The following is a 20,439-nucleotide window of genomic DNA, read 5'->3' on the forward strand; positions in this document are numbered from 1 at the left end:
GGCGGGCCGGGGTCTGCCTCGACGGGGACAGTGTGCGCCTGGTCCCGCTGCCCCTGCTGTCGGACGGTGCCGCGGTCTCGGTGTCGGTCCCCGCGGCGGTGGCGCCGTGATCGCCGCCGGCCGTTCCGCCTCGCCGACCTTCACCCTGCTGCGGCTCACGCGCAACCGGCCGCGGCCGCCCGCCGGTGAGCGCTGCGAGATGTGCGCGGAGCCGATCGGCGAGAGCCACCCCCATGTGGTGAACCTCGACAGCCGCGCCCTGATGTGCGGCTGCCGGGCCTGCTATCTGCTGTTCACCGACGAGAACGCGGAGCTGCGCTACCGGGCGGTCCCCGAGCGCTATCTGCACTTCGCCCGGCTGACCGTGGACGGGCGCGCCTGGGACGAGTTGCAGATTCCCGTGGGGCTCGCCTTCCTGTTCCGCAACTCCGTCCAGGACCGGATGGTCGCGTTCTACCCCGGGCCCGCCGGGGCCACCGAGTCGGAACTGCCGCTGGACGCCTGGGCGGCCGTCGTCGAGTCGAGCCCGGAGCTCGCCGTGCTGCGTCCGGACGTGGAGGCGCTGCTGATCCGGCGTACGGCGGAGGGCGATGGTTCGTGCCATCTGGTGCCGATCGACGCCTGTTACGAGCTGGTGGGGCAACTGCGCTCGCTGTGGCGCGGGTTCGACGGCGGCCCCGAGGCCCGTGCCGCGGTGGACGGCTTCTTCGCGCGGGTGGCGGACCGCAGCCGGCCCGCCACCAGGATCGGGGCGCCGTGAACGACTTCGTGTTCTCCGTGCTCGACGTCGTCGCCGAGCCGTACGCGGCCGCTCCGCAGCTGACCGCGCGACTGCGGATCGAGGAGCGGACGGGTCGGCGGATCCACGCCATCGCGCTGCACTGCCAGGTCCGCATCGAGCCGCAGCGGCGCCATTACGACGAGGCCGAACAGAGCGGTCTGATGGCGCTGTTCGGCGGCCGGGACCGCTGGACGGACACCCTGAAGCCGTTCCAGTGGATGAGCTGCGACACCACCGTGCAGGGTTTCAGCGGTGCGACCGAGGTCGATCTCGCCCTGCCCTGCACGTACGACTTCGACGTGATCGGTTCCCGCTACCTGCATGCCCTCGGTGAGGGGGCAGTGCCCCTCGCCCTGATGTTCTCCGGCACGGTCTTCACCCGCGGCAGCAAGGGCTTCGGGGTCGAGCAGGTGCCATGGGACTGCGAGGCCCGGCACCCGATGCCGGTCGAGGTGTGGCGACGCATGGTGGCGGCGCACTACCCGAACACCGGGTGGATCCGGCTGGACCACGAGGTGCTGGCGCGCTTCGCGGACTTCCGGGCCCGGCGCGGGCTGATCAGCTGGGACGAGACGGTCCAGACCCTCCTGGCCGAGCACGACGAGGTGGTCCTGTGAGCCTTGACCAGGTGCGTTCGATCGCCGACGCCGTCCTGTACGAGGGGTACCTCCTGTACCCGTACCGGGCGAGCTCGCACAAGAACCGGTCGCGCTGGCAGTTCGGGGTCCTCGGTCCGCCGCACGCCACGGCGGCGAGTTTTGGCGAGGAGCCGGGGATGGAGATGCAGTGCCTCCTGGCACCGCACGACGGGCCGGCGGCCGTCACCGTGCATCTGCGCTTCCTCCAGCTCCAGGTCCGCGAGGTGCGGAGCACGGGCGAGGACGGGGTGGACGTACCGGTCGAGCAGCTCACCGTCGACGGGGTGTCGGTGATGTCCTGGGACGAGGCCGTCGAGCGTGAAGTCGTTCTCACCGCCCTGCCGTTGGGGGAGGCGGCGGACGCCGTCCACGAGGTCCCGGGCGGCGAGGACACCGAGCCGGTGACCGACGCGCGGGGCGTGGTGGTGGGCCGGATCGTGCGACGGCGGCTGCCGTTGGCGGTCCGGGTCCGCACGCGGGCCGTCGTCGACGACGGATACGTGCGCCTCTCCGTGGCGGTGCGCAACGAGCATCCGGAGCCCGCGGCCACCAAGGACGCCGCGATCCGGTCCTCGCTGATCGGCGCGCATCTGCTGCTGCGGGCGCACGACGCCGAGTTCGTCTCGCTGCTGGAACCGCCCGCCGGGGCGGCAGCGGCCGCCGGCCGTTGCCGGCAGCGCAGGTGCTGGCCCGTACTGGCCGGACCGAAGGGGACTACGGACACCCTGCTCGGTGCGCCGATCATCCTGTACGACTACCCGGAGGTCGCCGAGCAGAGCCCCGGCGCCCTGTTCGACTCGACCGAGATCGACGAGATCCTGACCCTCCGCGTGATGACCATGACGGAGGAGGAGAAGGCGGAGGCCAGGGCCACCGACCCCCGGGCCCGGGAGATCATCGACCGGTGCGACGGCATGTCGCCCGCCGACCTCCAGCAGCTGCACGGTCTGCTGCGCGACCCGCACCCGCCGCGGCCCGCGGCTCCCGTGGGCCCGGCGGCCGACGTCCGGGATGTGGAGCCCACAGCCTTCGACACCGCGGGCGCCCCCTGGTGGGACCCGGCGGCCGACGCCTCGGTACGGCCCGGGAGCGACGCGGTCGTGATCGACGGGGTCCGGGTGGCCAGTGGCAGCCTGGTCCGCGTCCAGCCCTCCCGGCGGGCAGACGCGCAGGATCTGTTCTTCGCCGGCCAGGTGGCCCGGGTGACCGCGGTTCTCTCGGACGTGGACGGTGGTACGCACATCGCCCTGGTCCTCGTCGACGACCCCGCGTCGGACCTGCACGACTGGTACGGCCGCTACTTCTACTTCGCGCCCGACGAGCTGACACCCCTGAGCGTCGAGGAGACGACGCAGCACCGAGAGGAGAACCGATCATGAAGACCCTGGGCATCATCACCGCCGGAGCGGCCGTGGCCGTGGCGGTCGTCGCTGTGACGGTCGGGATCAAGTCGATCCCCGACATCCGCCGCTACCTGCGCATCCGTTCGATGTGAATCCCGATCCGAGTGAAGTGAGCAGGGAGCACCCCATGGCGGACACACCGGAGAAGAACAGCAGCGTCGAGGAGGAGCCACAGGAGGAACGGGGCCCGAAGGGGGCCCGCGGCACCGGCTCGGACCGGCCGTCGGGCGGCCCGGCCGACCGACGCTCCGGCACCTCCGTACAGCCGGAGCGAACTCAGGGTCCGGAGTCGCCCGCCTTCCAGTCCGGGGGGCGGCTGAGCCGAGGATGACGAGGGAACCCGACACGGCCGCCCGGGTGCTGGTCGCGGGCATCGGCAATCTGTTTCTCGGCGACGACGGTTTCGGCCCGGAGGTCGTGCGCCGGCTGGCCCGCGACGGCGGGATGCCCCCGCAGGTGCGGGTGGTGGACTACGGCATCCGCGGCATGCATCTCGCGTACGACCTGCTCGACGGGTACGACGCGCTGGTTCTGGTCGACGCGTACCCGGGGGGCGGCGCCCCCGGGGAGGTGACGGTGCTCCGCATCGGTGTGGAGGACCTCGGTTCGGGTGAATTCGACGCCCACGGGATGAATCCGGTTGCTGTCCTGGCAAATCTGGATCAACTGGGCGGTACGCTTCCGCTCACCTACCTCGTCGGCTGCACACCCGCCGGAGTCGAGGAGGGCATCGGGCTCAGTGGAGCCGTCGACAGCGTGGTGCCCGAGGCGATGCAGGCAGTGCACACCCTGGTCCGGCAGCTCGTGCCGGCCGTATCGACCGCGTCCGTGAACAGCACCGAACCCCGGAGATCCTGATCATGTGCCTAGGCATTCCTGGCCGCGTCGTGGAGATCGTGGACGGGTATGCGGGCCAGCTGGCACTGGTGGACGTGGAGGGCGCCAGGCGCCGCGTCAACATCGGCATGCTCGACGAGGCGCCCGGTCGCGACGACTGGGTGCTTCTCCATATGGGCTTCGCCGTCGAGCTCATCGACCGGGCGAAGGCCCGGGAGGCCCTGTCGGGACTGGAGATGATGGGCCGCGGCCGGGAGCAGCGGATCCGGCGCAGATTCGAGGTGCGTGGCGTCGTGCAGGGCGTGGGATTCCGGCCCTTCGTCTATGCCACCGCCTCGGAGCTGCTGCTCACGGGCTCGGTGACGAACACCGGCGACGGGGTGCTCGCCGAGGTCGAGGGAACGGCCGGGGCCGTGGAGGAGTTCGGCCGCCGTCTGAGCACCGACGCCCCACCGCTCGCGGTCGTCGAGGACGTGCGTACGAGCGAACAGCCGACGCGCGGCGGTACGGGCTTCACCATCGAGCGGTCCAGCGCGTCCGGCCGGGCCAGGACGCTGGTCTCGCCCGACATCGCCACCTGCCGGGACTGCCTGGAGGAACTGGGCGATCCGTCGAACCGGCGCTACCGCCACCCGTTCATCACGTGCACGCACTGTGGCCCCCGGTTCACGATCGTCACCGGCCTTCCGTACGACCGGGCCGCCACCACGATGGCGGACTTCGAGATGTGCGGCGCCTGCCGGGCGGAGTACGAGGACCCGCGCGACCGGCGCTTCCACGCCCAGCCGATCGCCTGTCCCGACTGCGGACCACGGCTCGAACTCGTCGGCAAGGAGGGCGTGGTCCCGTCGCACGACGCGGACGCGCTGCGGACCGCGCGGAAGCTTCTCGCCGAGGGCGGGATCATCGCGGTCAAGGGCCTCGGCGGCTACCACCTGGTGTGTGACGCCCGCGACGACGCCGCCGTGGCGGAGCTGCGCCGGCGCAAGCAGCGCGGCGGCAAACCGTTCGCGGTGATGGTGCCGGGTCTCGACGTCGCGCGTGAGCTGGTGACTCTCACGGCGGACGAGGAGGAGCTCCTGAGCGGTGGGCGCCGGCCGATCGTCCTCCTCCCCCGTCACGCTGCCCGGCCCGGGGCGGGGGTGTCCGACGCCGTGGCGCCCGGCAGCCCGCACCTCGGACTGCTGCTGCCGTACACCCCGTTGCACGTCCTGCTCTTCGGGATCGGTGACGACCGGCCGGGCCCTGACGCGCTCGTGATGACATCGGCCAATCTGTCGGGCGAGCCGATCGTCACGGACGACGGCGCCGCGCTGGCCGTTCTGGCACCACTGGTCGATGCCTGGCTACGGCACGACCGGCGCATCCATGTGCCGTGCGACGACTCGGTCAGCCGCTGGGCCGCCGGTGCCGAGCTGCCGCTGCGCCGCTCGCGCGGATACGCCCCGCTGCCGCTCGCGCTGCCCTTCGACGTGCCCCCGACGCTCGCCGTGGGCGCCGACCTGAAGAACACCTGTGCGCTGGCCGAGGGCCGCTACGCCTGGCTGAGCCAGCACATCGGCGACATGGACGACCTGTCCACGGTCGACGCTCTGACGCGGACCGAGAAGCATCTGGAGGACCTCACCGGGGTGGCGCCCACCCGGCTGGTGGCCGACCACCACCCCGGCTACCACTCCGGCGACTGGGCTCGCGCCCATGCGGCCGGGCGGACGGTCCGCACCGTGCAGCACCACCACGCGCACATCGCGTCCGTGATGGCGGAGCACGGTCTGGGCGCGGACGAGCGCGTGATCGGCATCGCCTTCGACGGCACCGGCCACGGCGCCGACGGGGCGGCCTGGGGCGGCGAGGTCCTGGTGGCGGGCTACGCGTCGTTCAGCAGGGCCGCGCACCTGGGTTATGTACCGCTGGCCGGGGGCGACGCGAGTGTGCTGCGGCCGTACCGGATGGCCCTCGCACATCTGCACGCGGCCGGCATCCCCTGGGACGACGACATGCCCGCGGTCCGTGCCTGCCCGCCCGCCGAACGCGACGTGCTGGCCCATCAGTTCGCAACCGGATTCGGCTGCGTGCCCACGTCGGGCATGGGCCGGCTCTTCGACGCGGTCGCGTCCCTGGCCGGCGTCCGGCACGTGGTGGCGTACGAGGCGGAGGCGGCCATGGAACTGGAAGGGCTGGCCCGTACCGCGGCAGCCGGCCCCGCGGCACCGGAGGGCGGCTACCGCTTCGACATCCGGCCCGGGCAGAGGGAGGAACCCGCCGTCGCGGATCCGGGCCCGGTCGTCCGGGCCGTGGTGTCCGACGTACGGGACGGCGTTCCGGCCGGGCTGATCGCCGTGCGATTCCACGCCGCCGTCGCCGCTCTGGCCGCCCACCTCGCGGACCTCTGCCGTACGCGCACCGGTCTCGGCACCGTGGCGCTGGGCGGCGGCGTCTTCCAGAACGCCGTACTGCTCGAAGCAACGCAACGCGGCCTGACCGAGCGAGGCTTCACCGTCCTGCGGCCGCGCCTGCTGCCCCCGAACGACGGCGGGATCGCCCTCGGCCAGCTCATGATCGCCGCATCGTGCTGACGCTGCCGCACGACCGTACCGCCGTACCTCAACAGGGATCCACAGAGGAGAGGGACCATGTGTCTGGCTGTTCCGGGGCGTGTCCTCAGTACCGCCGAAGTCGACGGCACCGTGATGGCCGAGGTCGATTTCGGCGGGGTGCGCAAGGAGGTGTGCCTCCAGTACGTCCCCGATGTGACCGTCGGTGAATACGTCATCGTGCACGTCGGGTTCGCCATCCAGCGCCTCGACGAACGGTCGGCCCTGGACACCCTTGCCGACTTCGAGCGGCTCGGCATCCTGGCCGAGGAGTTCGGAGACGGCTTCGAACGCGCAGCCCAACAGGGAGCCTCTCCCGAAGGAGTCGGCCGGTGAAGTACCTGGACGAGTTCAGTGACCCCGAGGTCGCGAAGAAGCTGATCGACCGGATCCACGCGGCCACCACGCAGAAGTGGGCGCTGATGGAGGTCTGCGGCGGGCAGACCCACTCGATCATCCGGCACGGCATCGACCAACTGCTGCCGGACGGTGTGGAGATGATCCACGGACCGGGATGTCCCGTCTGCGTCACCCCGCTGGAGACCATCGACCGGGCGCTGGCGATCGCCGCCCGCCCCGGCGTCATCTTCTGCTCGTTCGGCGACATGCTGCGCGTGCCCGGCAGCAGCCAGGATTTGTTCTCCGTCAAGAGCGCCGGCGGCGACGTACGCGTGGTGTACTCGCCCCTCGACGCGCTGAAGCTCGCCCGGGAGAACCCTGACCGCGAAGTCGTCTTCTTCGGGATCGGGTTCGAGACCACCGCCCCCGCGAACGCCATGACGGTGTACCAGGCCCAGCGGCTCGGGGTGCGGAACTTCTCCCTGTTGGTGTCCCATGTGCTGGTGCCGCCCGCGATCGCCGCGATCATGGAGTCCTCGACGTGCCGGGTGCAGGCGTTCCTCGCCGCGGGCCACGTGTGCAGTGTGATGGGGACGGCCGAGTACCCGCCGCTGGCCCGGAAGTACAAGGTGCCGATCGTGGTCACCGGCTTCGAGCCGCTGGACATCCTCGAAGGGGTCCGCCGGAGCGTCGTCCAGCTGGAGGCGGGCCGGCACGAGGTGGAGAACGCCTACCCCAGGGCCGTACGCGAGGAGGGCAATGTGCCCGCCATGGAGATGCTCGCCGATGTCTTCGAGGTGACCGACCGGACCTGGCGCGGCATCGGGGCGATTCCCCGCAGCGGCTGGCGGCTCTCCGAGAAGTACCGGGCGTTCGACGCGGAGCAGCGGTTCGATGTGACGGACATCCACACCGCCGAGTCGTCGCTCTGCCGCTCGGGCGAGGTCCTCCAGGGCCTGATCAAGCCGCACCTGTGCGAGGCGTTCGGCAAGGAGTGCACGCCGAGGAACCCGCTCGGCGCGACCATGGTGTCGTCCGAAGGCGCGTGCGCCGCGTACTACACCCACCGCCGCCTGGAACTGGTCGATGCGAAGTGACTGACGCGATGCAGGACGTGACCGCCATGGTGAACGATGTGCCCGACCTCGACCTCGAGGGGTGGACCTGCCCGGTACCGCTGCGGGACATCCCGTCCGTCGTCATGGGCCACGGGGGCGGCGGTGCGATGTCCGGTGAGCTGATCGAGCACCTGTTCCTGCCCGCGTACGGTGCCGCGGCCGCCGCCGACCTCGGCGACTCGGCCGTCCTGACGGTCGGCTCCGGCACCCGCCTCGCCTTCTCCACGGACTCGTTCGTGGTGAAGCCGATGTTCTTCCCCGGCGGGTCGATCGGTGACCTGGCGGTGAACGGCACGGCCAACGACCTGGCCATGTCGGGTGCGACGCCCCTGTTCCTGTCCACCGCCTTCATCCTCGCCGAGGGCACCGCGCTGAGCGAGCTCGGCCGGATCGCGCAGGCCGTGGGCCGGGCCGCCGAGGACGCCGGCGTACGCCTGGTCACCGGGGACACCAAGGTCGTGGAGCACGGCAGTGGCGACGGTGTCTACCTCAACACCTCGGGCATCGGCGTGATCCCTCCAGGTGTCGACATCCACGCGCGCCGGGCGCTCCCCGGCGACGCCGTGCTCGTCAGCGGCGACATCGGCGTGCACGGTGTGGCCGTGATGAGCTGCCGGGAGGGCCTCGAATTCGGTACGACGGTGGAGAGCGACACCGCCGCGCTGCACGGACTGGTCGCCGCCATGCTCGCCACCGGTACCGATCTCCATGTGCTCCGGGACCCCACGCGCGGGGGCGTCTCGGCTTCGCTGAACGAGATCGCCCGTGCCTCGGACGTGGGCATCGAACTGGTCGAGCGGCTGCTTCCCGTACCGCCCACGGTGTGCGACGCGTGCAGCCTGCTCGGGCTCGACCCGCTCCAAGTGGCCAACGAGGGCAAGCTGATCGCGATCGTCCCGGCCGAGGACGCGGACCGGGTGCTGGCCGCCATGCGGGCCCATCCCCTGGGCCGGTCCGCCTGCCGGATCGGCAGCTGCGTTCCCGATCACGCCGGGATGGTCGTGGCGAAAACGGGGCTGGGCGGGAGCCGGGTGATCGGGCTGCCGATCGGCGAACAACTACCGAGGATCTGCTGAGTGAGTGCCGAGGGCGCCCTGCTGTTCGCGCGATACGCCTACCCGCCCAATGAGCTCGGCTACTGCGGCCCCGCCGACGCGGCGGCCCTCCTGCGCCGTGACGCGACCGCCGACATCGAGCGGCGCGCCCGGCAGTTCGAGGGGGCCTGGTGCTATCTCCAGTTCCTCGCCGAGACGGCCGGGCTGGCGGACCCGCTCGACGTGCGGGTGGTCGAGGCGTACTGGATCGGCAACGAACTGCTGGACCGGGCCGATCCCGCCGCTCTGGTGGAGCGCATGACCGACCGGTTCCGGGGGCAGTTCGGCGGCACCTGGCGCGACGCCGGGCAACGTGCCCTGGCCCATCACAGTTTCCAGGTGTTCGAGGTGTATCCGTGGGCCCCGATGCTGCGGCCGACGGGCCATCCGACCGCCCTGTCCGTGCTCGACCAGTGCCGCGTCCGTACGGGAGTGGTCGTGGCCGCCGACAGGGACATCGCGACCGTGCGGTCACGCCCGCTGTGCTGGGACGGTACGGGGCTGGCCGACGGCGCGTGGCGGGAGGAGGCCGTACGCTGCTCGGCCGGTGGACTGACGCTGCTCGACGGGCTGTCCGCAGGCGACCGGGTGGCACTGCACTGGGACTGGGTGTGTGATGTGATCACCGACGAACAGGCCCGGCGCATCGAATTCCTTGAGGAGCGCCGACGCACCGCCTTGGGCCTCTTTTCCTCTGAGCCGAGCATCGGCATCCACGGCGCTCCGGGCTGATGGCCGACGGCTCCGCCGATTCCTGACGCAGTTGGTCGGCGTGACCATAGCACCGCGCCAAGTTGATGACCTGGGGGGGTGTCGCCGGGCCCCGAGGGGTGCCGTCGGCGGCGCCGATCAGAGGCCCGGCCGCCGCGGCACGGTCCTCGTGATCGTGGACCAGCCCGCATCCATCGGCGCCCTGCCCTTGACCGTGGCCCGGGACGCGGACTGTCAGGTCGTCTACCTGCCCGGTCTCGCGATGAGGCGGCGACCCAGCCAGCCCCTGGCAGCGCGGATCGAACGAGAACACCAACACCTCCCGGCCTTGCCCGACGCGCACCCCGGCCCGGGGAGGTGGGTAAAGCCCATGGAGCCGACCGACCCCACCGCACGGCCTGCGCTCCGGCCAACTCCCCTGTCGTCGGCCCAGCCGATGATGCGGGCGCCGACGGAGGAGGCGGCCGTCAGCACGTTTTCCCGCCTGCGCTCGGGGGGAGGACGTGGCCGCCTTCACACGGGACAGCCGCCGCAAGCCCAGCACGCATTTGCCGCATCCGTCGTGAGGTCGTTCGATCACGTTCAGGTCCGTACCGTGCAAGTTGTTCCCCGTCCGAGCGTGCAGAGTACGGAGAAGTGGCGGCGGGACCTCCACGAGCGATCTTGGTCAGCCCAAGAAGCTCAGCCGAACCTGCCGGTCGACATTGTCGACATTCGTATCGACCAGGCACACCGACTGCCACGTCCCCAGCTCCAGCCGACCCCCGATCACCGGAAGCGTCGCGTGCGGTGGGACGAGGGCGGGCAGTACGTGGTCGCGGCCGTGGCCGGGGCTGCCGTGGCGGTGCTGCCAGCGGCCGTCGGCGGGCAGCAGGGTGTGGAGGGTGGCCAGCAGGTCGTCGTCGCTGCCGGATCCGGTCTCCAGGACGGCGATGCCTGCGGTCGCGTGCGGTACGAAGATATTGAGGAGACCGTCCCGGGAGGCGGCGTTCCGGGTGAGGAACTGCTCACAGTCGGCGGTCAGGTCGGTGACGGTCTCCGTCGTTCCGGTGGTGATGTGCAGAACGCTGGTGGCGAAGGCGTGGGGCATACGCCCATCATCTCGCCCATGCGGCGAGATCGCGCGTCCATCTACCGAGACACCATTGACCGTTTCAGTCATGGATCGCTACGTTCAGCGCCATGTTCCGTTCAGCTCTGCTCACTTCGCGCGGTCACATCGACCTGCTGCGGGTGACCTCCGCCGCGTGTCGTCGCGGCTGCTGACGTTCTTTCAGCACCTTTCCCCGCCGGTGACCGGGCGCTCCGGCCGCCCGTTCCCGCTGCCCTACGCACCTGCCCGTACGCGCCCCGGCGTACCCCGTCCCGTCCACCGCGCCTCGTGATCCCTGTGCCGTAACGGCAGCAGTGGTTCGCGCACCGGTGGTCGCGGCGCGCCTCCCCCTGTCCGTGGACTGCTCGTGGAGCTCTCATGACCATCGGCCATGGCCTCGCCCCACCGGATATATCCTCAGAATCCAGAAGAATTCCTGCTTCTTCCGCTCGTCGGTCGCTCGATCTGGAGCCCGTCGTCCCGGCCTCCGCTCGGGGTGTGCGTCTGCGCACCGTGCCCCGTTGGCTCCGGCGCGCCGCCGGGCCACTGCTGCTCGCGCTGTGGCAGGTGCGCAGTGCCACCGGCGTCCTGAACGCCGATGTGCTCGCCTCGCCCGGCACCATAGCGCGCGCCGGATCGGACCTGATCGCCGACGGGACGCTGCCGTCTGCGATGGGGATCTCGCTGCAGCGGGTCGCCGTGGGGCTGGTGCTCGGGGGTGTCGTCGGAACGGCGCTCGCACTGGTTTCCAGGCTCTCGCGGCTCGGCGAGGATCTGGTGGACACGAGCGTGCAGATGCTGCGCACCGTCCCCTGGGGCGGCGCCATCCTGCCTTTCTCGGGCTCACCGCCGCAGTCATCGTCCGCACACTCGAAAGGCTGCTGCTGCAATGGCGACCGACCTTCACCGGGCAGTGGCCTCCTCCGCTCCGGCCGGCCCGACCGAGACCGCGGTGCGGGTCGAGGGGCTGAACCGTTCCTTCGGTGGCAGGGCCGTGGTCGACGGCCTCGATCTCACCCTGCGCGCCGGGGAGTTCACCGCACTGATCGGTCGCAGCGGTTGCGGGAAGTCGACGCTGCTCCGGGTGCTCGCCGGGCTGGACCGTGAGATCGAGGGCACGGTGCTCGTGCCGAAGCGGCGGGCGGTCGCCTTTCAGGCACCGCGACTCATGCCGTGGAAGCGGGTCTGGCGCAATGTGCTGCTGGGACTGCCCGGAAGCCGCGCCCTGTCCGCCCTCCTTCTGCCGTCGCTCGGCTGCTGTCCGCCTGCGGCGGGCCACCTCCGCTTCCACCACTGGCAAAACCGATGGGAAGGCCGGCGTCATCCTCGACATCGGTGCCCAGAGGGGCGGTTACGAGGTCGTCCTGCGGGCCTCCGGCGAACTGGACGACCTCGACCACCGGATCAAATGGTCGACCTTCACCTCGGGTGCGCCCCTGCTGGAGGCGGTCAATGCCAAGGCCATGGACATCGGGGGTGTCGGCAAGAGACGATCGCCGCCGCCCAGCAGGCGCTGGGGCGGAGCGAGTCGGTCGGGCAGCAGCGGATGCTGGCACTGCACGGCGGCTCGCGCGACAAGTTGGAGATCTCGCCGAACCTGTGGGCGGGCGTCGGCCTGGTGCGGGGTGGTGCGGGCACCGCGCTGGTCGGCAGCCATGCGGAGGTCGCCGACCGGATCGAGGAGTACCACGCGCTGGGTGTGGAGCACTTCGTGCTGTCCGGATACCCGCATCTGGAGGAGGCGTACTGGTTCGGCGAGGGTGTGACTCCCGAGCTGGCGACACGCGGCCTGTTGTCGACCGTACCGGCGTCGCCGTTGCTCGGGGTGGCTGTCGCGAACGGCAGGCCTGCGTCCGCGCCGGGCGGGGCACCGCTGCTGGTCCCCGGGGGACGCTGACCGGCCCGCGAGGAAGTCCGGGGCCGGTCGGGGAAGATCCTCACCCCGGAGGCAGTTGGTAGAAGCGTGAACAACTTTGGGGTGGCCGCAGCACGCAGGATCGATGTCGTCGTGGTAGGCGCCGGACAGGCAGGACTGTCCGGCGCCTACCATCTGCGCCGCACCGGCCTGGAGCCCGATCGCGACTTCGTCGTGCTCGACCATGCCCCGCGCCCCGGCGGTGCCTGGCAGTTCCGCTGGCCCTCGCTGACCTACGGCAAGGTTCACGGCATGCATGCGCTGCCCGGCATGGAACTCACCGAAGCGGACGACAGCCGACCCTCCTCCGAGGTGATCGGTGAGTACTTCGCCGCGTACGAGCGCGCCTTCGACCTGCGGGTTCACCGCCCCGTCGAGGTGAGCGCGGTGCGCGAGGGCACCGACGGGCGACTGCTCGTCGAGACCTCCGAGGGTACGTACGCCACCCGTGCGCTGATCAACGCCACCGGCACCTGGGACCGGCCGTTCTGGCCGCGCTATCCGGGCCAGGAGAGCTTCCGGGGGCGGCAGCTGCACACCGCGGACTACCCGGGTCCGGCGGAATTCGCCGGACAGCGCGTGGTGGTGGTCGGCGGCGGCGCCTCCGGTACACAGCACCTGATGGAGGTCGCCGAGGTGGCGGCCGAGACGTACTGGGTGACGCGTCGGCCGCCGGTCTTCCGGGAGGGTCCCTTCGACGCGGACCGGGGGCGGGCCGCGGTGGCGATGGTGGAGGAGCGGGTACGGCGCGGGCTGCCGCCGCAGAGTGTGGTGAGCGTGACCGGGCTGCCGCTGACGGACGCGGTGCGGCACGCCCGCGAGACGGGGGTGCTGGACCGGCTGCCGATGTTCGACCGGATCACGCCTAGCGGGGTCGCCTGGGACGACGGCCGGACGGTCGAGGCGGACGTCATCCTCTGGGCCACCGGATTCCGGGCCGCCATCGACCATCTCGCACCGCTGAAGCTGCGCGAGCCCGGTGGCGGCATCCGCGTCGAGGGCACCCGGGCGGTACGGGACGCGCGCATCCATCTCGTCGGGTACGGGCCGTCCGCCAGCACGATCGGCGCCAACCGGGCCGGGCGGGCGGCGGTGCGTGCGATCGGCCGGCTGCTGGACGGGAAGGACACGGCGGCGGATCGCGATGAGGCGCTCGCACCCGCCGCGGTGTGACGGCGCGGGGACTCATAGCCGGTTGTAGATGACTCTGGCGACCTTGCCCATGTCGGCACCGGTGTCCGCCTCGGCCTGCACGATGGCGGCGATCGTCACCGTCTGGTACACCGATACGCCATTGCGCTGTGCGCCCGCGGCGATGTGGTCCGCGCCGAATCGTTCGACCGCGGTGTCGGCCATGTACCTGAGCAGGCCCTGCGGCGTCGTGTCGGAGGTGACGGGGTAGGTCGCCGGGAAGGGGTAGCCCTCGGGGTTGCCCTTCGCCGCGGCCGGGAGCGGGAGGTCCGCCGCACCCGCGGCCTTCTCGGTGGTCCCGGGCTCGACGGCGAGGGACTTGTCGACCGCCTCGTACACCTGGGAGGCCCGCCACCCCTCGGGAATCACGAGCGAGCGGGCGCGTTCGATCCGTGGCCCCCTCGTCAGCAGTGGCACGAGCACGGCCGCTGCCACGACCATGACGAGGACGGCCCCGATGAACAGCACCAGACGGCCGCGCCGGGTCGGGCGGAGAGAGCGACGGGGCGGGGTGTCCGGGGACTCGTTCACCATGCGGGCACGGGCACGCTATCCCGCCGTCCGGAACCGGGGCCCGGACGACACGGGCCCCGCAATTCATCAATGGAACACACGAACAAGGGATCGGATGTTCGCTGGAACGCGTGATCGTTGCGCGTTTCGTTGCTCAACTCCCCTGCGGCATCGGATGATTACAGGGCGCAAGCGACGGGCTGCAGACCGCGACTGCGCTGTCCCACATTTGCACCACGCACAAGGAGAAACACCGAATGAACGTCATCACCAACCTGCTCGCCGGCATCGTCCACTTCGTGGGTTGGCTCGTCTGACCAATACTCCGCCCGGCGCCGTCGCTCCCCGTCCCACGGGAGCGGCGGCGTCGCCGCGTGTGCGGACCGAGGGCCGGCCGGTCTCGTCGATCAGTTGGTCGCGGGAGCCAGTTGGGTGTCCCGTCTGACCAGCGCGGCATAGCGGCCGTCGCGTTGGAGCAGTTCTTCATGGCTGCCGCGCTCGGCGGTCCGGCCACCGTCCAGGACGACGATCTGGTCGGCGTCGCGAACGGTGGAGAGCCGGTGCGCGATGGTGAGGGTGGTTCGCCCCTCGGAGAGCGCGTCGATCGCTTCCTGCACGGCGAATTCCGTACGGGTATCGAGGGCGCTCGTCGCCTCGTCGAGCACCAGGACGGGCGGATCGCGCAGAATCGTGCGAGCGATGGCGAGGCGCTGCTTCTCGCCTCCCGAGAAGCGGTAGCCACGCTCGCCGACGAGGGTGTCGTAGCCGTCGGGCAGTGAGGCGATGTGGTCGTGGATCTGTGCCGCACGGGCCGCCGCCTCGATTTCGGCGTCGGTCGCCTCCGGCTTGGCGAAGCGCAGGTTGTCGGCGACCGAGGCGTGGAAGAGATAGGTCTCCTGGGAGACCACACCCACAGCCCTTGCCAGAGTGTCGAAATCCAGATCGCGCACATCGACTCCGTCGAGCAGGACCCGGCCGCCTGTGACGTCGTAGAGCCTGGGCACCAGATAACTGAGCGTGGACTTACCGGATCCGGTCGGTCCGACGACCGCCAGACTGCCACCGGCCGGGACGGTCACATCGATGCCACTGAGGGTCGGGCCGCTCTTCTCGTCGTAGCTGAAATCGACGTCCTCGAAGCGGATCTCGCCACGGATCTTCTCCAGCCGGACCGGGTGCTCGGGCTCGGTGATGTCCACGTCGAGGTCGAGGTACTCGAAGATCCGCTGGAAGAGCGCGAGGGAGGTCTGCATCTGCACCCCGGTGGAGAGCAGGCTCACGGCGGGCCGGAAGAGGCCCTGCTGGAGCGAGACGAAGGCGACGAGGGTGCCGATGGAGACGGCGGGTCCGCCGGACTGAAGGGCGAGCCCGGCCGCCCAGTAGATGACGGCGGGCATGGCGGCCATGACGATGCCGATCGTGGACATCCGCCACCGCCCGGCCATGCTGGAGCGCACTTCGAGGTCGACGAGCTTCTCGGACTCCTCGGCGAAGCCCTTGGTGAGGGAGTCCGCGCGGCCCATCGTCCGGCCGAGCAGGATGCCGCTGACGGAGAGCGACTCGGTGACCGTGGCCGCCATGGCCGCCATCTGTTTCTGGCGTTTGGTGGTGATCTTCTTGCGTTCACGGCCGACCCGGCGGCTGATCCAGACGAAGACCGGCAGCAGCAGGAGCGAGACCAGGGTGAGCCGCCAGTCGAGGGCCAGCATGGCGACGACCGTGGCGACGACGGCGGTGAGGTTGGAGACCAGTGACGTCGCCGTGGAGGTGACGGTCGCCTGCATGCCGCCGATGTCGTTGGCGATGCGGGACTGCACCTCGCCGGTACGGGTCCGGGTGAAGAAGGCGAGCGGCATCCGCTGCAGCTGGGCGTAGACGGCGGTGCGCAGGTCGTGCATCACCCGCTGGCCGACCGTGGTGGAGATCAGGGTCTGCAGGACACCGAAGACGCTGTTCATCACGGCGGTGAGGATCATGCCGAGGGCGAGCAGCGACAGCAGTCCCGTACGCCCCTGGGGTATGGCCGTGTCCAGGATTTCGCGCAGCAGGAACGGCGAGGCGACCGACACCAGGGACGAGGCACCGACGAGCAGCCCGACCAGCGCGAGCCGGCCTCGGTAGGGACGGAAGAGGCGCAGGATGCGGCGCACCTCGGCGGGCGGACGGCTCTCGTCCCGCGGCGGGGGTGTCCAGTTGATCTCGTCGGGTTTCATGGGCTCCTTCGTCGGGCGTGCGACAGCTGCGACTTGAGCGGGAACAGAGCAGGGGCAGCTCGGGCGAGCGGATTTTTGAGAGCATAGCTCATTGTTACCTATACTCACAATGAACGAGGTCCTGATATTGTTCCCTCCATGGACTCCTCCGACGCCGATGGCGTGCTCGCCGAGCAGCTGCTGCGGGTGACCCGCAGGCTCCAGCGGATTCAGAGCCGCCAGCTGGAGCCGATCGGCATCACTCCCGCGCAGTTCCGGCTGCTGCGCACCGTCGCGCATTACGACGGCCCGCCCCGGATGGCCGATCTCGCGCAGCGTCTGGATGTCGTCCCGCGCGCCGTGACCACCCTGGTCGACGGCCTGGAGGCGAGCGGACGGGTGCGCCGCGCCCCCGATCCGGACAGCCGCCGGGTGGTCCGCATCGAGATCACCGAGGAGGGTCTCGCCACCCTCCGGTCGCTGCGCGACGCGCGCCGGGCCGCCGCAGAGGAGATCCTGGCTCCACTGACCGCCGATCAGCGCGAGGTGCTCGGCGGGCTGCTGTCCGCTCTGGTCAACGGAATGCCCGAGCGCCGCTGTTAGACACCGCACGGACACGCTCGCGCCTGCCGGGTGACGCGCGTTGGCCGCCGTGGTACCCGAACCGAACCGCCGAGGAGACCTCGACATGCCACTGCTGGAGCCGAAGCCGGAAGCACTGCGACCTGGTGCGGTGCGTACGCCGTCCATGGACCGGGTCCCAGCCCGGCAGGCTCCGGGAACACCCGAACCGCTGCGCGGCGAGCTGATCGCGCTGCTCGGGCCGGAGAAGGTGCTCTGGAAGGTCTCCGACCTGGTGAAGTACGCCTCCGACGCCAGTCCTTACCGCTTCCTCCCCCAGGTCGTCGTGGTCCCGGAGGACATCGACGACATCTCGGCGGTCCTCTCGTACGCGCACGGCAGGGGCCGCGAGGTCGTCTTCCGGGCCGCCGGCACCAGTCTGAACGGCCAGGCGCAGGGCGAGGACATCCTGGTCGACGTCCGCCACCACTGGGCGGGCATCGAGGTCCTGGACGACGGCGCGCAGGCCCGCATCCGGCCGGGTACGACGGTCGTCCGGGCCAACGCCGCCCTCGCCCGGCACGGCCGGCTGCTGGGCCCCGACCCGGCCAGCGCGATCGCCTGCACGATCGGCGGAGTCGTCGCCAACAACGCCTCGGGAATGACGGCGGGCACGACCCGCAATTCGTACCGTACGGTCTCCTCCCTCACCTTCGTGCTGCCGAGCGGCACCGTCGTCGACACGGGTGACCCGGCCGCGGACGAGGCCCTCGCCCAGGCCGAGCCGCGGCTGTGCGAAGGGCTGCTGGCCCTGAAGGCGGAGATCGAGGCGGATGCCGAACTCACCGCCCGGATCCGCGTCAAGTACGAGATCAAGAACACCAACGGCTACCGGCTCGACGCTTTCCTGGACGGCTCGACGCCGGTCCAGATCCTGCGCGGCCTGATGGTCGGCTCCGAAGGCACCTTCGGCTTCATCTCCGAGGTCGTCTTCGACACCCTGCCGCTGGACCGCCGGATCTCAACGGCCCTGTTGTTCTTCCCGTCCCTGACCGCTGCGGCGGCCGCCGTGCCCCGCTTCAACGAGGCGGGGGCGATCGCCGTCGAGCTGATGGACGGCAATACGCTGCGCGCGTCGGTGAGTGTCCAGGGCGTGCCCGCGGACTGGGCCGGACTGCCGAAGGAGACCGCGGCGCTGCTGGTGGAGTTCCGGGCTCCGGACGAGCCCGGCCAGGAGACGTACGAGCGGGCTGCGGCGGCCGTCGTCGAGGGGCTCGGCCTGGTCGCGCCCGTCCCCTCGGTGACCAATGCGTTCACCCGCGAGGCCAAGGTCATCTCCGGCTACTGGAAGGCCCGCAAGGCGTTCGTCACCGCGGTCGGCGGATCCCGGCCCTCGGGTACGACGCTGATCACGGAGGACTTCGCGGTGCCGCCCTCCCGGCTGGCCGAAGCCTGCGAGGCCCTGCTGGCGCTCCAGGCGGAACACGGCTTCGACGCCGCCGTCGCCGGCCACGCGGCGCACGGGAACCTGCACTTCCTGCTCGCCTTCGACGCGGCCAAGCCGTCCGATGTCGACCGCTACGCCGCGTTCATGGACGACTTCTGCCGGCTGACGGTGGAGCGCTTCGACGGTTCCCTGAAGGCCGAGCACGCCACCGGCCGCAATATCGCCCCTTTCCTGGAGCTGGAGTGGGGCCCGAAGGCGACCGAGCTGATGTGGCGTACCAAGCAGATCATCGACCCCGACGGAGTCCTGGCCCCCCGGATCGTCCTCGACCGGGACCCGAAGGCCCATCTGCGCGGGCTGAAGACCATTCCCGAGGTCGAGGCGGTCGCCGACCCCTGCATCGAGTGCGGCTTCTGCGAGCCCACCTGCCCCAGCCATGACCTGACCACGTCCCCGCGCCAGCGGATCGTGCTGCGCCGGGAGATGATGCGGCAGCCGGACGGCTCCCCGGTGGAGACGCAGTTGCTCGACGCGTACGGCTACGACGCGGTCGACACCTGCGCGGGCGACTCGACATGCAAGCTGGCCTGCCCCGTGGGCATCGACACCGGCGCGATGATGAAGGACTTCCGCCACCGGCGGCACTCGCCGCGCGAGGAGCGGATCGCGGCGCTCACGGCGAAGAACTTCAAGGCGGTGGAGGCGGCGGCACGGCTCGCGGTGGCCGCGGCCGACCGGATCGGCGACCGGCTGGGCGACGGTCCGCTGGAGACCATCACCGCTCTCGCCCGCAAGGCCGTGCGCCCCGATCTGGTGCCCGAGTGGCTGCCCGAGATTCCCGGCGCCGCCGCCCGCAAGCTGCCCCGGACCTCCCGCGTCGGGGCGAGCGCCGTCTACTACCCGGCGTGTGTGAACCGTATCTTCGGCGGCCCCGAGGGCCACCGGGGTCCGTCGCTGCCACAGGCCGTCGTCGCCGTTTCGGCCCGCGCCGGAAAGCCGGTATGGATCCCGGACGATGTCACGGGGACCTGCTGCGCGACGATCTGGCACTCCAAGGGATACGACGAGGGCAACGCCGTGATGGCCAACCGCATCGTGGAGGCGGCCTGGGGCTGGACGGCCGGCGGAAAGCTGCCGCTCGTCGTCGACGCCTCGTCGTGCACCCTGGGCATCGCTCATGAGGTGGTGCCGTATCTCACCGATGACAACCGGGAGTTGCACCGGGAGCTGAACATCGTCGACTCCCTGGTCTGGGCGGCCGACGAACTGCTCCCTGAGCTGACGGTCCTCCGCAGGACCGGTTCCGCGGTCCTCCATCCGACGTGCTCCATGCAGCACCTGGACGATGTGGAGCAGTTGCGTACGGTCGCGGAGGCCTGCGCCGAGGAGGTCGTGATCCCCGACGACGCCGGGTGCTGCGCCTTCGCGGGCGACCGGGGCATGCTGCACAAGGAGTTGACGGCCTCGGCGACGGCGAAGGAGGCCGCCGAGGTGAATGCGCGCGAGTACGACGCGTACCTCTCGGCCAACCGCATGTGCGAGATCGGCATGGACCGGGCCACCGGGCACTCGTACTACTCGGTGCTGATGGAGTTGGAGCGGGCCACCCGGCCGGGAGCCGTTGTGCGCTGATCACCGGGGCCGTTCGGCCACCCGCAGTCGCCCCGGATCGCCGGGCGGACTCGACACGTTCGAGCCCGCCCGGCCTTTTCGTGTGTGCACGAAAGTCCATGGTTTCGGAACAGGAGTCCAATCGCTCCCCTTGCGCAACAGTAGATCCAACTACCAAGGTCCTTACCGAAGTTCTTTCACCGGCCGCGCACGTCAGACCCCCTCTCTGGAGGATCGATGAACGACGCAGCACAGCAGAACGACGGTACGCAGGGCAGCGACGAGGGTTCCTTGAGCCGCCGCTCGGTCCTCTGGACGACCGCCGGAGTGGCCGGCGCCGGGCTGGGACTCGGCGCCCTCGGCAGCTCCGCCGCGGCCGCCGCTCCGGGCCCCGGCCCGGG

General features: G+C 70.8%; 16 protein-coding genes and 6 pseudogenes. 19 read left to right on the forward strand and 3 right to left on the reverse strand.

The window, feature by feature from the left end; all coding sequences use genetic code 11:
• The first annotated feature begins 106 nt into the window (after positions 1-106).
• From ABZY11_RS32550 to ABZY11_RS32600, 11 genes and pseudogenes are all read left to right on the forward strand, one after another.
• The gene (locus tag ABZY11_RS32550) at positions 107-760 is read left to right on the forward strand and encodes a DUF5947 family protein (RefSeq protein ID WP_356482601.1); all 654 of its coding nucleotides are present in this window, start codon (positions 107-109) and stop codon (positions 758-760) included.
• Positions 757-1,398 carry a DUF6084 family protein gene (locus ABZY11_RS32555; RefSeq protein ID WP_356482602.1) on the forward strand — a complete coding sequence of 214 codons (642 nt, stop codon included), beginning with the start codon at positions 757-759 and terminating at the stop codon, positions 1,396-1,398. The genes ABZY11_RS32550 and ABZY11_RS32555 overlap by 4 nt, the downstream gene beginning before the upstream one ends.
• A complete protein-coding gene (locus ABZY11_RS32560) occupies positions 1,395-2,798 on the forward strand; it encodes a hypothetical protein (RefSeq protein WP_356482603.1) in 1,404 nt (467 codons plus the stop codon). Before ABZY11_RS32555 ends, ABZY11_RS32560 begins: the two co-directional genes overlap by 4 nt.
• 151 nt (positions 2,799-2,949) lie before the next feature.
• Complete coding sequence (locus ABZY11_RS32565; protein ID WP_356482604.1) at positions 2,950-3,153, forward strand: hypothetical protein; 204 nt, start codon at positions 2,950-2,952, stop codon at positions 3,151-3,153.
• Positions 3,150-3,680 (forward strand): hydrogenase maturation protease, encoded by a 531-nt coding sequence (locus ABZY11_RS32570; protein WP_356482605.1) that lies wholly within the window; start codon positions 3,150-3,152, stop codon positions 3,678-3,680. Before ABZY11_RS32565 ends, ABZY11_RS32570 begins: the two co-directional genes overlap by 4 nt.
• A gap of 2 nt (positions 3,681-3,682) precedes the next feature.
• Positions 3,683-6,235, forward strand: coding sequence for a carbamoyltransferase HypF (gene hypF / locus ABZY11_RS32575; RefSeq protein ID WP_356482606.1), 2,553 nt, complete (start codon positions 3,683-3,685; stop codon positions 6,233-6,235).
• Positions 6,236-6,292: 57 nt separating this feature from the next.
• On the forward strand, positions 6,293-6,589 hold the full coding sequence (locus tag ABZY11_RS32580; RefSeq protein ID WP_356482607.1) for a HypC/HybG/HupF family hydrogenase formation chaperone: 297 nt from the start codon (positions 6,293-6,295) through the stop codon (positions 6,587-6,589).
• Positions 6,586-7,689: a hydrogenase formation protein HypD gene (gene hypD, locus ABZY11_RS32585; RefSeq protein ID WP_356482608.1), complete on the forward strand. Its 1,104-nt coding sequence runs from the start codon at positions 6,586-6,588 to the stop codon at positions 7,687-7,689. Before ABZY11_RS32580 ends, hypD begins: the two co-directional genes overlap by 4 nt.
• Before the next feature lie 8 nt (positions 7,690-7,697).
• The gene (gene hypE / locus ABZY11_RS32590; RefSeq protein WP_356482609.1) at positions 7,698-8,786 is read left to right on the forward strand and encodes a hydrogenase expression/formation protein HypE; all 1,089 of its coding nucleotides are present in this window, start codon (positions 7,698-7,700) and stop codon (positions 8,784-8,786) included.
• A complete protein-coding gene (locus ABZY11_RS32595) occupies positions 8,787-9,536 on the forward strand; it encodes a DUF6390 family protein (protein ID WP_356482610.1) in 750 nt (249 codons plus the stop codon).
• 130 nt (positions 9,537-9,666) lie between these two features.
• Positions 9,667-9,786 (forward strand): annotated as a pseudogene (locus ABZY11_RS32600) (IS110 family transposase); the annotation flags it as partial.
• 396 nt (positions 9,787-10,182) lie between these two features.
• On the opposite strand, the gene ABZY11_RS32605 reads toward ABZY11_RS32600, so the two are convergent.
• Positions 10,183-10,605, reverse strand: a complete 423-nt coding sequence (locus tag ABZY11_RS32605) for a YjbQ family protein (protein ID WP_356482611.1) — start codon at positions 10,603-10,605, stop codon at positions 10,183-10,185.
• Positions 10,606-10,697: 92 nt separating this feature from the next.
• Here ABZY11_RS32605 and ABZY11_RS32610 point away from each other — a divergent pair, with 92 nt between their 5' ends.
• The 6 genes and pseudogenes from ABZY11_RS32610 to ABZY11_RS32635 all read left to right on the forward strand — a co-directional run bounded on the left by ABZY11_RS32610 (position 10,698) and on the right by ABZY11_RS32635 (position 13,696).
• Positions 10,698-10,781 carry a putative leader peptide gene (locus ABZY11_RS32610; protein ID WP_356482615.1) on the forward strand — a complete coding sequence of 28 codons (84 nt, stop codon included), beginning with the start codon at positions 10,698-10,700 and terminating at the stop codon, positions 10,779-10,781.
• A 205-nt stretch (positions 10,782-10,986) separates the two neighbouring features.
• Positions 10,987-11,579, forward strand: a pseudogene (locus ABZY11_RS32615) (hypothetical protein).
• Positions 11,498-11,824: pseudogene (locus tag ABZY11_RS32620) on the forward strand (ATP-binding cassette domain-containing protein); the annotation flags it as partial. The pseudogenes ABZY11_RS32615 and ABZY11_RS32620, both read left to right, overlap by 82 nt.
• Positions 11,825-11,862: 38 nt before the next feature.
• Positions 11,863-12,092: pseudogene (locus tag ABZY11_RS32625) on the forward strand (ABC transporter substrate-binding protein); the annotation flags it as partial.
• Positions 12,093-12,094: 2 nt separating this feature from the next.
• Positions 12,095-12,505, forward strand: a pseudogene (locus ABZY11_RS32630) (LLM class flavin-dependent oxidoreductase); the annotation flags it as partial.
• A 66-nt stretch (positions 12,506-12,571) separates the two neighbouring features.
• Positions 12,572-13,696 carry an NAD(P)-binding domain-containing protein gene (locus ABZY11_RS32635; RefSeq protein WP_356482612.1) on the forward strand — a complete coding sequence of 375 codons (1,125 nt, stop codon included), beginning with the start codon at positions 12,572-12,574 and terminating at the stop codon, positions 13,694-13,696.
• Positions 13,697-13,711: 15 nt separating this feature from the next.
• Here ABZY11_RS32635 and ABZY11_RS32640 read toward each other — a convergent pair.
• Together ABZY11_RS32640 and ABZY11_RS32645 are read right to left on the reverse strand one after the other, a co-directional pair.
• Positions 13,712-14,248 (reverse strand): annotated as a pseudogene (locus ABZY11_RS32640) (endolytic transglycosylase MltG); the annotation flags it as partial.
• Positions 14,249-14,634: 386 nt separating this feature from the next.
• Positions 14,635-16,440: an ABC transporter ATP-binding protein gene (locus tag ABZY11_RS32645; protein WP_356482613.1), complete on the reverse strand. Its 1,806-nt coding sequence runs from the start codon at positions 16,438-16,440 to the stop codon at positions 14,635-14,637.
• Between the two features lie 138 nt (positions 16,441-16,578).
• Here ABZY11_RS32645 and ABZY11_RS32650 point away from each other — a divergent pair, with 138 nt between their 5' ends.
• Both ABZY11_RS32650 and ABZY11_RS32655 read left to right on the forward strand, forming a co-directional pair.
• Complete coding sequence (locus ABZY11_RS32650; protein ID WP_124719176.1) at positions 16,579-17,022, forward strand: MarR family transcriptional regulator; 444 nt, start codon at positions 16,579-16,581, stop codon at positions 17,020-17,022.
• 85 nt (positions 17,023-17,107) lie between these two features.
• Positions 17,108-20,059: an FAD-binding and (Fe-S)-binding domain-containing protein gene (locus tag ABZY11_RS32655; RefSeq protein WP_356482614.1), complete on the forward strand. Its 2,952-nt coding sequence runs from the start codon at positions 17,108-17,110 to the stop codon at positions 20,057-20,059.
• The last annotated feature ends 380 nt before the right edge of the window (positions 20,060-20,439 follow it).

This window comes from Streptomyces sp. NPDC006510 (assembly GCF_040611955.1).
GTDB lineage: Bacteria > Actinomycetota > Actinomycetes > Streptomycetales > Streptomycetaceae > Streptomyces.